Consider the following 13034-nt stretch of genomic DNA (forward strand, 5'->3'; position numbering starts at 1 on the left):
CTTCTCGGCCGAATCCATCCGATGCCGTCCGAATACGTCCGAGGCAAGCGCGATCACGGCCGGAACGATCAATTGCGCGGACGCGCCCCCGAGTCCCGCTGGTACTCCTACGTCAAAGAACAAGCCCGTACGGCAAGGGGACACGAATGAGCAAGACAACCCTCATCTGGTCGGCGGTCAGCGGCGCCCTGCTCGCGCTGCTCGTCGGTGTCGTCGCCGGCCTGCTCGCCACCGGGAACGGCAGCACGGTCGCGGGCGCCATCATGGCGGGCGCGACGGCCTCCGGCGGCTTCGCGGCGCTCTGGATCACCGGCACCTCGGCCGTGCACACCTGGCTGAACTCCCAGAAACCCGAGACTCCGTCACAGGACACCAGCGGCTGACCCCGCCCCACCCGTCCCGCACCCCCCTCGGCACGTCCGGCAATCGCACCCCCTCACGCCCCGGCACGTCGCACAACCGCACACCCCCGCGCTCCGGCACGTCCCGCAACGCACACCCCCGCACCCGCACCCGCACGGACGGCGAACGCACCGAGGACCGGTCGGAGACCCCGCACCGGTCCCACACTCCCCTGACCGCACATTTCCCGGACCGCGCCTCCCAGGCCCGCACTCCCCCGCCCCCCGTTCCGGTCCTGCCCGTTCCGGTCCTGCCCGTTCCGGTCCTGGTCGCGGGCGGCGGCGGGTTACGCTGGCGACCGTCCTGCACCCATTTGTCGCGAAGGCAGCACCCGGAGGCGCCCATGGCGATGCCCAGGAAGGGCTCGCGGCTCATCACGGTCGACGGCACCGCCTTCCGCTGGCGGGTCAGCCACAGACCCGCCTTCGGCGACGGCAGTTCCGCGGCCCCGCTCACCTTCGTCGTCGAACGCGACGAGGATCCCGGCCGCGTCCTGCTCGTGTCACTCCCCTGCGCCCGGCCGGACAACTGGCGGGGAGCCCGGACGATCGCGATCCGCCCGCCGCTCGTCGCCGCATGCGTCCGCCGCGCCCTCGAACAGGGCTGGACCCCCGCCCGACCGGGCCCCCGTTTCACCCTCGCCATCACCGAGGACGAACTGACCGAACTCCTGGGCGGCCCGCCCGCCTACCTGGTCCCCTTCCTCTGGGGCATGATCCCGGAAGGCGGCACCATCAGGGACCTTCCCCGTGCCAGGCAGATCTGGAGCCGCGAAAGCGCCGGCACCGATCGCACGCCGTAACCCGGCGCCCGCCGGCGGGAAATCCCGTTGCCCGCCCCCACCGTCGGCGGGCAAGGTCGAAACATGGTCGAACTACGCATCCTGGAGCCCGACGACTGGCCGCTCTGGTGCGAACTACGACTGGCCGCGCTCGCCGACGCCGGCCCCGCCTTCGGTTCCACGCTGGCCGACTGGCAGGGCGACGGCGACCGCGAGGAACGCTGGCGGGCCCGCCTGAGGATGCGCGGCTCGCACAACGTCGTCGCCTTCCTCGACGGACGCCCAGCCGGGATGGCCGGCGGAATCCCGATCGAGACGGCGGACAGCGTCGAGCTGGTGTCCATGTGGGTGAGCCCGTCCGCCCGCGGCCGGGGAGTCGGGGACCACCTGATCCGCGAGATCGAAAGATGGGCCACGTGGCGAGGGGCCAACACGCTGCGGCTTTCCGTCAAACCCGGAAACGCCCCGGCCATCGCGCTTTACACGCGTCACGATTTCCGGAACTCCGAAGAACTCCCCACCCTGGACCCGCACGGCTCCCGGGTGATGACGAAACTCCTCCCCGCCCTTCACAATCCTCGATGACGAGCTATGCGCGGCAGCCTCCGCACCAATTCAGTGGGGTCATCGAAATCCCATTGCTCGCCGTCCGGGACGCCGCCGAGCGCCGGAATCAAAGGGAAGCCACCGAAAACGCCGCGCCCATGAACGGCCTCGTACAACGCTGCCGAATCTGAGCCGGTGATCCCCTCGTACGCTTCATGTGCGACGTAGGCCAACAGCTCGAATTCCGGCCATGCCTCCTCATGACGACGCTGCATACCCCGCGAGCGAGCCCTCTTCGAGCCGGAATAATCCCTCTTGAGATCCAGATAACGCAACACCTGAGGCAGTTCGATGAGCAGGTCGGGGCAATCGGCGACGCTCTCGAACGATTCTCGCCCGAGGCTGATGAGCCAGCTCACGAAGTATTCGAAACCGTCCAGCGAACCGCTGCCGAACACGAACCAATGGGCGGCGTACAGATCCATGGTGCAACCGCGCGCCTGAACGCCCGTCCACAGGCACTGATAGTCGATCAGCTCTTCCGGAGAACGGCCGGAAAGCTCCTCCAGCAGCCACGCGAGCCGCGCGTCCTTCGTCTCGGCCGCACGGCCGGACCGCTCGATCAGTTCCCAGAAGCCGTCGACGTCCATGGCTGGCCATGCTGACATTACAGGCGAACCAGCGTAAGACCACCTGAGCCTCGAAACCGGGCAGGCACCAGGCCCACCCTCTAGTGAGCCGCCCCGCCCTGCTCCCGGCGTACCATCTCCGCGATCCACACCGGCGCGAACGGCGACGTGCACCCCGGGGACGTCGGATAGTCCTTGAGCACCTCCAGGCGCTCACCGATGCCGATCGCACGGGCGCGGTGCTCGGCGTGCTCGATCCCGATGTGAGCCAGGCAGTTGTTCATCTCCCACTGCAGCCGGTCAGGGGCGTCCTTCATCTCCGCCTCGATGACGTCGAGCAGCCCCACCAGGTCGAGCCCCTCAGGCTTCTTCGCCACGCGCTCGACGGTCAACGCCCACCCGGCGCTCGCGACCAGGGGATCGGGATCGGCCGACCAGGCCACCCGCAGCTCTTCGGCGTACCGACTCTTCTTCACCACGTAGTTCACGAGCCAGTCGCGCACCTTGGGCGTACGCGCCTGGCGCACCATCGTGTCCAGCTCGTCCCGCTCGTACGCCTTCGGACGGCAGACCAGCGTCGCCAGCAACCTCGCCGCGGTGTCGCCCGTCTCCCAGAGCCCGCGCGCGAGTTCCTGCTGCGTCTTCAGCCGCTTGGCCAGGGCGCGCAGCTTGCCGAGGTTCACGCCGTGATCGTCGCCGTGTCTCTCGTTCACCTCGCGCGCCTTTGGATCCTCCAGCGCGGCCAGCTCGGCCATCACCTCGGTCAACGTCACCCCGGCCACCTCCTCAGAAGCAGCTCCAGCCTAAACGCGTTGTGACGTACCTTGGTGTGTCTCCGTGACCGGACGGACAGAGGCTGCATGGAACAGGACCAGGCTTCGACCTGGAATGGCATCACTCTGCGCTGGACCTGTAACGACCGGCTGATCACAGGACGCGACGAAACTGGCCGGCGCCGCATGTGACGGCGCCTGACCCACAGTCCTCGAGCTGCTCGACAGGCATCCGGATCGGGTCAGCAGCGGCGGCGGAGCCGGCGGCCCCAGCCGGGGTTCAGCCATTCTGAATGATCTTCACCGCCCACTGGTTAGACTTGACTGCTCGCAATGACCGTCATGGCGGAGGCGGCATGAGTCAGATGGCTCGTCCCGGGCGTCGGTCGGCGCCGGTTACCGATCCCGACAGCGTTCTCGGGTGCTTCGCCCAGGCATTGCGTGATCTACGAGACCAGGCCGGTGTGCCCAGCTACGCGATACTGGCCCGGGAGACCAGGCGGTTGGGCTCGCCGTACTCCGAGACGTCGTTGAGGAACGCCGCCTCCGGACGCGTCCGGCCGTCATGGGACGCCGTCGAGGCGTTCATTCAGGCATGCGCAGCCTTCGCGCGGGACCACCCCCACCGGGCGCAGGAGAGTGCGAGGGACTGGAGCCTGCCAGTGCTCCTCGACCTCTGGGCGGTCCGGTGGCGCGAAGCGTCGGCCTTGGCTGAGCCCAGGGCGCCGCACGAGGCGCCCGGCCTGGCTGCTCGCCCCCGGGACACACCCGGCAACCTGCCATCGGCGCTGACAGGGTTGGTGGGCAGAGGGCGGGAACTCGCTCAGGGCGCCAGGCTGCTGCTGACGTCTCGCCTGGTGACCCTGACTGGAGTCGGCGGCGTTGGCAAGACCAGCGTGGCGTTGCGCCTGGCGGACGAGGCGGCAGGCTGGTTCCCTGACGGAGTGTGGCTCGTGGAACTGGCCGAGCTCACTGAGCAGACGATGGTCAGCAGTGCCATCGCCTCCGTCGTCGGCGTCCAGCCCAACGCCGGGCAGGAGCCGTTGGAGGCCATGGCGGCGGCGCTCGGCGGTCGACGGGTCCTACTGGTGCTGGACAACTGCGAGCACCTGCTCGATGCGACCGCCGCCGTGACCCGATCGCTGTTGCGCGCCGTACCCGACTTACGCGTCCTTGCCACCAGCCGGCAACCGCTGGATGTAACCGGGGAATGTGTGCTGGCGATCGGTCCACTCCCGCTGCCGGCGGAAACCGGCGCGGGCTCAGCAGCCGTTGACCTTTTCCTGGGGCGTGCCCGGGCCGTCCTGCCAGGCTTCCGTCTGACCGCGGAGAACCGCGCCGCTGTGGTCGACGTGTGCCGGCTGCTGGACGGGCTGCCGCTGGCGCTGGAACTCGCCGCACGCCGCCTGCGCACTCTTTCTGCCAAGGACCTGCTCGAACGGCTCGACCAGCGTTTCCTCCTGCTCGGCTCGGCGGGCGCCGAACGTACGGCGCATCCGCGGCATAGGACGCTATCGGCGGTCTTCGACTGGAGCTACGAGCTGTGCTCGTCAGCCGAACGAACGGCGTGGGAACAACTGTCCGCAACCGCGGGCGGCGTGTCCCTGGCTGATGCCGAAGCCCTCTGCGCCGACGGAAGTCCCGGCTCGCACACCGCGTTCGAGGCTATCGCCGGGCTCGTCGACAAATCCCTGCTCCGGCGGGTCGAGACCCAGGGACGGACCCGGCTGCACCTGCTGGAGACGGTCCGGCTCTACGGACAGGAGCGGTCGGCCTCCTCCGGACGGGAGCACGAGGCCCAGCGCCGCCATCAGGACCACTATCTCGGGCTGGCACGACTCGCGGAGGAGGAGTACGCCACACCACGACAGGCAGAGTGGCTCGTACGGCTCACGGAAGAGAACGCCAACCTCCGGCAGGCCCTCACTCACGTACCGGCCGAGGACGAGCCGCTCGACACCCTCCTGGAGGGCGCCTACGCCCTGTGGCTGTACTGGGTGGCCGGCGGGAAAGTCGGCGAAGGCGCCCACTGGATGCGCCGGCTGGCCAGGCGTTACCCCCAGCCGCCCCGTGCCGACCTGGCCCTCGCCTGGTGCCGGGTGCAGTGGTGCACCGCGTTCGTCCTGCTGTTGCACGGCGACCACGGCGCTGCCGACCGCGTGCTCGGTCGCATCGAGCCGGTCGTCGTCCGCGAAGGCGACGGATGGGCCGGCATTCGCGCGGCCCTCCACCAGCTGCGGGGGTTGTTCGCCCTGATTCTTGGCGACATCGAGCAGATCGAGAAGCACTCGTCGGCAGCTCTGCGGATCGAGGGGCACCGGCCCGGCCAGCTGATTGGTCAGCAGGCGTTGGCGCAGCTCGGGATAGCCTCGTCGCTTCGCGGCGCCCGGGAGGACGCCCGTGGCTTCTTCCGGCAGGCGCTGGAGCTTTCCGAGGCGTGCGGGGAGACCTGGCACCGCTCCTACCTGCGCTGGACGCTCGCCATCGAGTGCGCGGAGGCCGGCCGGCTCGAGGAGGCCACCGCCCTGCTGTGGCGCAGCCTGAACTTCAAGCAGCGGCTCGGTGACCGGCTCGGAGCCGCCACGGTGAGCGAGACACTCGCCGGCGTCCTGGCCCAGCGCGGGGAGCCCCGCGTGGCGGCGCTGCTGCTCGGGGCCGCGCACAGCGCATGGAAACCGGCCGGGGCTCCGCAGATGCGGGGTATGTCGCACCTGATGCACGACCGGGACCGCAACATCAGCCGGATCCAACGGATGCTCGGTGACGCGTCCTTCCAGAAGGAGTACCGCAACGGCGAGTGCCTGGGCCTCACGAACGTGCTGGCCACGCTGAGCGACGACCGGGCGTAGGCGGACCGTCCGTTCGATTCCGCAATTCCGCAGGGAATCCGCTGCCTCGTCGCAAAGCCGGTCCCAGGCCGCCGCGAGCTTCCAGAATTGAGGAATCTCGCGGGAGAACGCGTGGCGGAGGGAGCCGCACATCAGGGCCGACGTCGCCCGGCACGGCGGTCCTTCAACCATCGACCCCGTCCGGCCACGTCGTGAACAAGGGGGGCGCCATGGCGGTCGGGCCGGGCGACGCACTCAGGCACCGCGCGAGGAGGCGCCGAATCCGTCAAGTGGAGGGGGACGAATCGCGCGATTCCGGCGGCGCGGGAATGAGTGCCTGGCCGCTGCGGTGACACGGCGGGCCGCACAGGCCTCGCCGGGCGTCCCCTCTGATCCGCATGCCATCCCGGGGGCGCCGGCCCAGGCCGGGGTGAACCACGCCAGGTGACACGACGCTGCAGACGCGTGATCGAGCCGGACGCGATATGAGCCCGCGAAACCACCTGTCACCAGGCGAGCAGGTTTTTCGAAGTAAACAAAGGGACGCATATGGATATCACGAATATTGTGGAATACGCCATGACTGCGGTGACGGAGGTGGCGCGTAGCGCGGCCGGCACTGTCGCCGCCCAGGCGGTTGCCGGGCTCGTCCGCACCAAGCTCTCTCAGAGCGAGGCGTTCCAGGAACTGCTGAAAAACCCGGAAAACCCCGAGCTCCGCAACCGCACCGCGGAAGAGCTGGCAATCGAGGTGGAGCAGGATCCCGATTTCGAGCGCGCACTGCGCCGGGCGCTCAACGCTGTGGCCCGGGAGTCGGCGCCATCGATCCACCACGGCGTCACCGTCGGAAGCGTCAAGGGAAAAGGTAACAAGTTCGCCGGACGCGACATCACGGAGACGACGAAGAAGAGCACCACCAAGATCGGCAGCTTCTGGATCGTGGGCATCACAATAATCCTGCTGGCCGGCGGTGGAATCTACCTGTATTCCAGCGGCGGATTCGGCGGCTCGTCCTCGCAGGCCGAGAATCGAGCTTCGGAGTTCGCCGGCGCCATCACCGCCGGCGATCTGAACAAGGCCTGCGACATGCTCACGGCGGAGGCGTCGCGAAAGCTGAAGAGAGAGGACGACCCGAATACCTGCGGCATCAACTTCGCCTACGCGCTCCTCCAGGCGAACCTGAAGTGGGACAAGGAGGAAGGGAGCCCGGCACTCCTGACCACGATGGTACGGACCGCCTTCGCGGGCGAAGAGCGGATACGCATCGTGGACGACGCGCCCACGGGCAGGGTCATCGTCGAGTACGAGTTCGAACAGGGAGGGGAGATGAGAGTCGACCTGGTCGAAGAGCGCGGCGAATGGCGCGTCGACGACGCAGGACTTTCGGGCCTCAGCATCTACGACCCGACCCCGCAGCCGTCCAACTGAAAGCGCCGATATCGCTCAGGCCGCTGGGGCGCCCGCCGAGTGCAGCTGATCGGCTCATGAGGTTCCGCCCCTTAGCGTTGGCGGAGGAACCGATCGTCATCCCCTACACGCGTACGTCATGCTGCATGAAGGCACCTCGGTCGAGCAGCCCGCGGAACACCTCGGCACGCCGCCCCCTCTGCGGGCACGCCACGAGAATGCCCGACTCCCACGACCGTGCCCGTTCCGTCCGCGCGAAGCTCTCCCGGAACAGTGAGCGTCAGGCTCACGACCACAGGACGGCGAACCCCGCCTCAGCCGACCGGCAGGCGGGGTTCTCGCACGTCAGGGGCTACTTGAGGAGCTGGCGGGCCATCACCATGCGCTGGATCTGGTTGGTGCCCTCGTAGATCTGGGTGATCTTGGCGTCGCGCATCATGCGTTCCACCGGGAAGTCCTTCGTGTACCCGTACCCACCCAAGAGCTGGACCGCGTCCGTGGTGATCTCCATGGCGGCGTCCGAGGCGGCGCACTTGGCGGCGCTCGACAGGAACGTCAGGTCCTTCTGCGGCCGGCCGTGCATCGCCAGCTCGCTCTTTGCGGCCGCGCGGTACGTCAGCTGCCTGGCCGCCTCCAGCTTCATCGCCATGTCGGCGATCATGAACTGCAGCCCCTGGAAGTCGCCGATCGGGCGGCCGAACTGCTTGCGTTCCTTGACGTAGCCGATCGCGTAGTCGAGGGCGCCCTGGGCGATGCCCAGCGCCTGGGCGGCGATGGTGACGCGGGTGTGGTCGAGGGTGGCGAGGGCCGTCTTGAAGCCGGTGCCGGGCTCGCCGATCATGCGGGACGCCGGGATGCGGACGTTCTCCAGGATCACCTGGCGGGTCGGCGAGGCCTTGATGCCGAGTTTCTTCTCCTTCGGCCCGAAGGAGACGCCTTCGTCGGACTTCTCCACCACGAAGGCGGAGATGCCCCGGGCGCCGGCGGACGGGTCCGTCACGGCCATCAGCGTGTAGTACTCGGAGACGCCGGCGTTGGTGATCCACATCTTGGTGCCGTTGAGCACGTAGTGGTCGCCGTCGAGAACCGCGCGGGTCTTCATGGCGGCGGCGTCGGAGCCCGCCTCCGGCTCGGACAGCGCGTACGAGAACATGGCCTCGCCCCTCGCGACCGGCGCCAGGTAACGCTGCTTGAGCTCCTCGGACGCCGAGAGCAGCAGCGGCACGGTGCCCAGCTTGTTCACGGCGGGGATGAGCGAGGACGACGCGCAGGCCCGCGCGACCTCCTCGATGACGATCACCGCGGCCAGCGCGTCCGCCCCGGCGCCCCCGTACTCCTCGGGAACGTGCACGGCGTGCAGGTCGGCGGCGACGAGCGCCTTGTAGACGTCCCAGGGGAACTCTTCGGACTCGTCGGCGGCCGCGGCCTGCGGCGCGATCTTCTCGTCGGCCAGGGCGCGGACCGTCTCCCTGAGCATGTCGTGCTCTTCGGCGGGCGCATAGAGAGGGAAGCTCATGCCTAGATACTAGGACGTCCGAGCACTTTGTTACCAGCTAGTACGGTTTGCGAACAGACGCAGGTGGCACGAAGGAGGTAGCGAAGGCCGGTAGCATGCCTGGCGATCGAAAGGAGCTCGCTCGTGCCATATCGCCTCACGGTGATCGGGACCGGATACCTGGGCATCACGCATGCGTCCTGCATGGCGGATCTCGGATTCGAAGTCCTTGGCCTCGACATTGACGCGGACAAGATCCGCCGGCTGAACAACGGTGAGCTCCCCATCCACGAGCCCGGGCTGGAACCCGTGCTCCGCCGTGGGCTCGACTCCGGACGCCTTCGCTTCACCAGCTCCTACGAGGAGGTCGCCGCCTTCGGCGACGTGCACTTCGTCTGCGTCGGCACACCGCAGAAGAAGGGCGAGTACGCCGCGGACGTGTCGTACATGGACAGCGCCATCGAGTCGCTCGCGCCGCTTCTCGACCGCGAGTGCCTGGTCGTCGGCAAGTCCACCGTGCCGGTCGGCACCGCCGAGCGCATGGCCGACAAGCTCGCCCGCCTGTCGCCGGCCGGCGTCGGCGTCGAGCTGGCGTGGAACCCGGAGTTCCTGCGCGAGGGCTTCGCGGTGGAGGACACCCTCCACCCCGACCGCATCGTGCTCGGCGTGCGCTCGGAGCGGGCCGAGAAGGTGCTGCGCGACGTGTACGCGCCGCTCGGGGACGTCCCGTTCGTGGTGACCGACTTCGCGACGTCGGAGCTGGTCAAGACGGCGGCCAACGCCTTCCTCGCCACCAAGATCTCCTTCATCAACGCCATGGCCGAGGTCTGCGAGGCCGCGCACGCCGACGTCAAGCAGCTGTCCGAGGCGCTCTCGTACGACGACCGCATCGGCGGGCGCTTCCTCAACGCCGGGCTCGGCTTCGGCGGCGGCTGCCTGCCCAAGGACATCAGGGCCTTCATGGCACGGGCCGGCGAGCTGGGGGCCGACCAGGCGCTGACGTTCCTGCGCGAGGTCGACGCGATCAACATGCGCCGCCGCGCCCGCATGGTCGACCTGGCCAGGGAGCTGGCGGGCGGCTCGTTCCACGGGTGCACGGTCGGCGTGCTGGGCGCGGCCTTCAAGCCGAACTCGGACGACATTCGCGACTCCCCCGCCCTGGACGTCGCCGTGACGATCGGCCACCAGGGCGGACAGGTCACCGTCTACGACCCGATCGCGCTCGACAACGCTCGTAAGGCTCACCCGGAGCTGAACTACGGCGAGTCGGCCGTCGAGGCGGTCCGCGGGGCGCACGTGGTGCTGCTGCTGACGGAGTGGAAAGAGTTCCTGGAGCTCGATCCGGAGGAGCTGGGCGCGGTGGTCGCGACCCGGCGCATCGTCGACGGCCGCAACGCGCTCAACTCCGAGGTGTGGCGCTCGGCCGGCTGGCACTACCGGGCGCTCGGCCGCCCGTAACCCCGCCGAGGCACCTCTCCGAACGCCCGGGACCCCTCACCACGGGGAACCGGGCGCCCGGAAAGTCCGGTCTGCCCCTGGACGGCCCTGAGTTGCCTGCTCAGAGCTCCGCGGCCTCGGCGCGCAGCTTCTCACCCTTGGCGTACGCCTGCTCCTTGAGACGCCCCTGGAACTCCTCCATGCGCTCACGCAGCCCGGCGTCGGACGCCCCGAGGATGCGGACGGCCAGCAGCCCCGCGTTGCGCGCGCCCCCGACCGCCACCGTGGCCACCGGCACCCCGGCCGGCATCTGGACGATCGACAGCAGGGAGTCCATCCCGTCGAGGTACTTCAGCGGCACCGGCACCCCGATCACCGGCAGCGGCGTCACCGAGGCCAGCATGCCGGGCAGGTGCGCCGCCCCGCCGGCCCCCGCGATGATCACCCGGATGCCGCGCGAGGCCGCCTGCCGGCCGTACTCGATCATCTCGACCGGCATGCGGTGGGCCGAGACGACGTCGGCCTCGAACGGCACCCCGAACTCCGCCACGGCCTCGGCCGCGGCCTTCATCACGGGCCAGTCGGAGTCCGACCCCATGACGATGCCGATTCGCTCTGTCACGTGTACTCCCCGGTCATGAGGTAGACGGCGGCGTGGCGGGCGCGGGCGCGCACCTTGTCGAGGTCGGCGCCCAGGGCCGTGACGTGGCCGATCTTGCGGCCCGGACGCACTTCCTTGCCGTAGAAGTGCAGCTTGATGCCGGGGTCGTGGGCCAGCACGTGCTCGTAGCGCTTGAACAGGTCGGGGTCGTCGCCGCCCAGCAGGTTGGCCATGACGACGACCGGGGCGGTCATCGCGGGCGAACCGAGCGGCAGGTCGAGCACGGCCCGCAGGTGCTGCTCGAACTGGGACGTGGTGGAACCCTCGATCGTCCAGTGGCCGCTGTTGTGGGGGCGCATGGCCAGTTCGTTCACCACGAGGCCGTCGGCGGTCTGGAACAGCTCCACCGCCAGCAGCCCGGTCACGCCCAGCTCGTGGGCGATCTTCAGGCCGATGCGCTGGGCGACGGCGGCCTCCTCGGGGTCCATGCCGGGGGCGGGGGCGATCACCTCGACGCAGATGCCGTCCTGCTGCACGGTCTCCACGACCGGGTAGCTGACGCCCTGCCCGTGGGGCGAGCGGGCCACCAGCACCGCGAGCTCGCGCTCGAACGGCACGAACGCCTCGGCCATCAGCTCGACGCCGGTGGCGAACGCCTCGGCCACGTCGTCGGGGGTGCGGCAGACCCACACGCCGCGCCCGTCGTAGCCGCCGCGCACCGACTTCAGCACGACCGGCCAGCCGTGCTCGTCGGCGAACGCCGCGACGTCCGCCGCCGAGGCGACCCGGGCCCAGGCGGGGCAGGGCACGCCGACGGCGGTCAGCCGTTCGCGCATGACGGCCTTGTCCTGGGCGTGCACGAGCGCGTCGGCGCCCGGGTGCACGGCGTGGCCGTCGGCGATCAGGGCCCTGATGTGCTCGGTCGGCACGTGCTCGTGGTCGAACGTGATCGCGTCGCAGCCCTGGGCGAACGCCCGCAGGTCGGCCAGGTCGCGGTAGTCTCCGACCTGGGTGTCGACGATCACTCGTGCGGCGCTCTCCCCGGGGGCGGCGGCCAGCACCCGCAGCTCGACCCCGAGCGCGATGGCCGGCGACTGCGTCATCCGGGCGAGCTGACCGGCGCCGACGATGCCGACGACCGGCCCGATGGGACTGTAGGAACTCACGTGAGGTGAGCTTACCGGGACGGAACGACTACCTCGCCGTTGTCAACTCACGCCCTCCCGCCGCGGCACCCCGCCGTCGTCAACCGGCGCGTCCCCGGCGCAGCCCGAGCGTCCTGATCCGGTTGCCCGTGCCGACCAGGCTGGCCATCACCACCAGATCCGTGCGCCCTTCCTGGTACGTGAGCCGCAGGGCGTCGAACACCAGGACGGAACCGGCGGCCACCGGGATCGCGAGGGTGCGCGTGCCGAACAGCTCGACGTCGGCGCGGTTCGCGGTGACGTCCTTGAGCAGCCCGCGCAGCGGATCCCCCGCCGGGAAGCGCACGCCCGCCACCCCGGCCGGGTCGGTGAGGTACGTCAGATGCCGCTGCGGCACCAGCCGTGCCTGTCTGACCAGCGACGACGGCGCCTCGGCGGCCTCCCGCGCCGGCTCGCCGGGCACCGGGACCGGCCCCGCGCCCAGCCGCCAGCGGCCGTCCTCCAGGAAGAACAGGTAGTACGCGGGCGACGGCTCGCGGGCCAGCGCGGCGAACCAGTCGCCCGCGTCGGGCAGCACGTAGACGGGGTCGGCTGGACGGGCTGGACGGCCGTTCCGGGTCGCCTCGCAGGCACGGCCGTCCAGCGTCCGCTCCGCCCACGTGGTCAGCTCCCGTACGGCGGCGCAGTCCCGCCGCTGCCGGGCCCCGTCGAGCTGCCGGAGCAGCGAGAACGCCTGCTCGGCGGTCGCCGGGTCGACCCGTGGCGCGGCTGCCGGGGCAGGCGTGCGGTCCTCCTGGAGCACCGGGGCGCCGCCGGTCGCGCCACAGCCCGCGGCGAGCAGGGCCAGGACCAACGCGAGCAGTCGAAGCGGCACAGGTGGCTCCCGGGAGGGCGGCCGTCTGGAGCGGCAGGTCCGACGTCGCGGGCGGGCCCGCGATCTGAACGGCAGCGTAATGCCGATCTTTCAGAAATGCCGCCCATAAGGCGATA

Annotated in this window: 12 protein-coding genes; 6 read left to right on the top strand and 6 right to left on the bottom strand. The window is 69.8% G+C overall.

The genetic code is table 11. The annotated features are described in order from the left end of the window. Positions 1–146: 146 nt before the first annotated feature. The 3 genes from ACFYUV_RS14625 to ACFYUV_RS14635 all read left to right on the top strand — a co-directional run bounded on the left by ACFYUV_RS14625 (position 147) and on the right by ACFYUV_RS14635 (position 1768). Positions 147–383: a hypothetical protein gene (locus ACFYUV_RS14625; protein WP_358282576.1), complete on the top strand. Its 237-nt coding sequence runs from the start codon at positions 147–149 to the stop codon at positions 381–383. Positions 384–745: 362 nt separating this feature from the next. Further along, on the top strand, positions 746–1204 hold the full coding sequence (locus tag ACFYUV_RS14630; RefSeq protein WP_387668883.1) for a hypothetical protein: 459 nt from the start codon (positions 746–748) through the stop codon (positions 1202–1204). Between the two features lie 63 nt (positions 1205–1267). After that, entirely contained in the window at positions 1268–1768 is a 501-nt protein-coding gene (locus ACFYUV_RS14635; protein ID WP_387668885.1) for a GNAT family N-acetyltransferase, read from the top strand. On the opposite strand, the gene ACFYUV_RS14640 is transcribed toward ACFYUV_RS14635, so the two are convergent. Both ACFYUV_RS14640 and ACFYUV_RS14645 read right to left on the bottom strand, forming a co-directional pair. After that, a complete protein-coding gene (locus ACFYUV_RS14640; RefSeq protein ID WP_387668888.1) occupies positions 1753–2379 on the bottom strand; it encodes a DUF4240 domain-containing protein in 627 nt (208 codons plus the stop codon). The two genes, ACFYUV_RS14635 and ACFYUV_RS14640, sit on opposite strands and share 16 nt — an antisense overlap. Positions 2380–2459: 80 nt before the next feature. Continuing rightward, positions 2460–3113, bottom strand: coding sequence for a DNA alkylation repair protein (locus ACFYUV_RS14645; protein WP_387669269.1), 654 nt, complete (start codon positions 3111–3113; stop codon positions 2460–2462). Between the two features lie 680 nt (positions 3114–3793). Here ACFYUV_RS14645 and ACFYUV_RS14650 point away from each other — a divergent pair. Together ACFYUV_RS14650 and ACFYUV_RS14655 are read left to right on the top strand one after the other, a co-directional pair. After that, a complete protein-coding gene (locus ACFYUV_RS14650; protein WP_387668890.1) occupies positions 3794–5980 on the top strand; it encodes an ATP-binding protein in 2187 nt (728 codons plus the stop codon). 528 nt (positions 5981–6508) lie between these two features. After that, on the top strand, positions 6509–7387 hold the full coding sequence (locus ACFYUV_RS14655; protein WP_387668892.1) for a hypothetical protein: 879 nt from the start codon (positions 6509–6511) through the stop codon (positions 7385–7387). A 331-nt stretch (positions 7388–7718) separates the two neighbouring features. Here ACFYUV_RS14655 and ACFYUV_RS14660 read toward each other — a convergent pair whose 3' ends face one another. Then, positions 7719–8882 (bottom strand): acyl-CoA dehydrogenase family protein, encoded by a 1164-nt coding sequence (locus ACFYUV_RS14660; protein WP_352361802.1) that lies wholly within the window; start codon positions 8880–8882, stop codon positions 7719–7721. Between the two features lie 123 nt (positions 8883–9005). Here ACFYUV_RS14660 and ACFYUV_RS14665 point away from each other — a divergent pair, with 123 nt between their 5' ends. Next, positions 9006–10319 (top strand): UDP-glucose/GDP-mannose dehydrogenase family protein, encoded by a 1314-nt coding sequence (locus ACFYUV_RS14665; protein ID WP_352361804.1) that lies wholly within the window; start codon positions 9006–9008, stop codon positions 10317–10319. Between the two features lie 100 nt (positions 10320–10419). Here the strand turns inward: ACFYUV_RS14665 and purE are convergent, their stop codons facing one another. From purE to ACFYUV_RS14680, 3 genes are all read right to left on the bottom strand, one after another. After that, a complete protein-coding gene (gene purE, locus ACFYUV_RS14670; protein ID WP_357702729.1) occupies positions 10420–10896 on the bottom strand; it encodes a 5-(carboxyamino)imidazole ribonucleotide mutase in 477 nt (158 codons plus the stop codon). 20 nt (positions 10897–10916) lie between these two features. Next, positions 10917–12065 (bottom strand): 5-(carboxyamino)imidazole ribonucleotide synthase, encoded by a 1149-nt coding sequence (locus ACFYUV_RS14675; RefSeq protein ID WP_387668896.1) that lies wholly within the window; start codon positions 12063–12065, stop codon positions 10917–10919. Positions 12066–12144: 79 nt separating this feature from the next. Then, complete coding sequence (locus ACFYUV_RS14680) at positions 12145–12918, bottom strand: hypothetical protein (protein WP_387668898.1); 774 nt, start codon at positions 12916–12918, stop codon at positions 12145–12147. Positions 12919–13034: the final 116 nt, after the last annotated feature.

Origin of the sequence: Nonomuraea sp. NPDC003560 (assembly GCF_042878785.1) — a bacterium.
In the GTDB taxonomy this organism is placed as follows: domain Bacteria; phylum Actinomycetota; class Actinomycetes; order Streptosporangiales; family Streptosporangiaceae; genus Nonomuraea.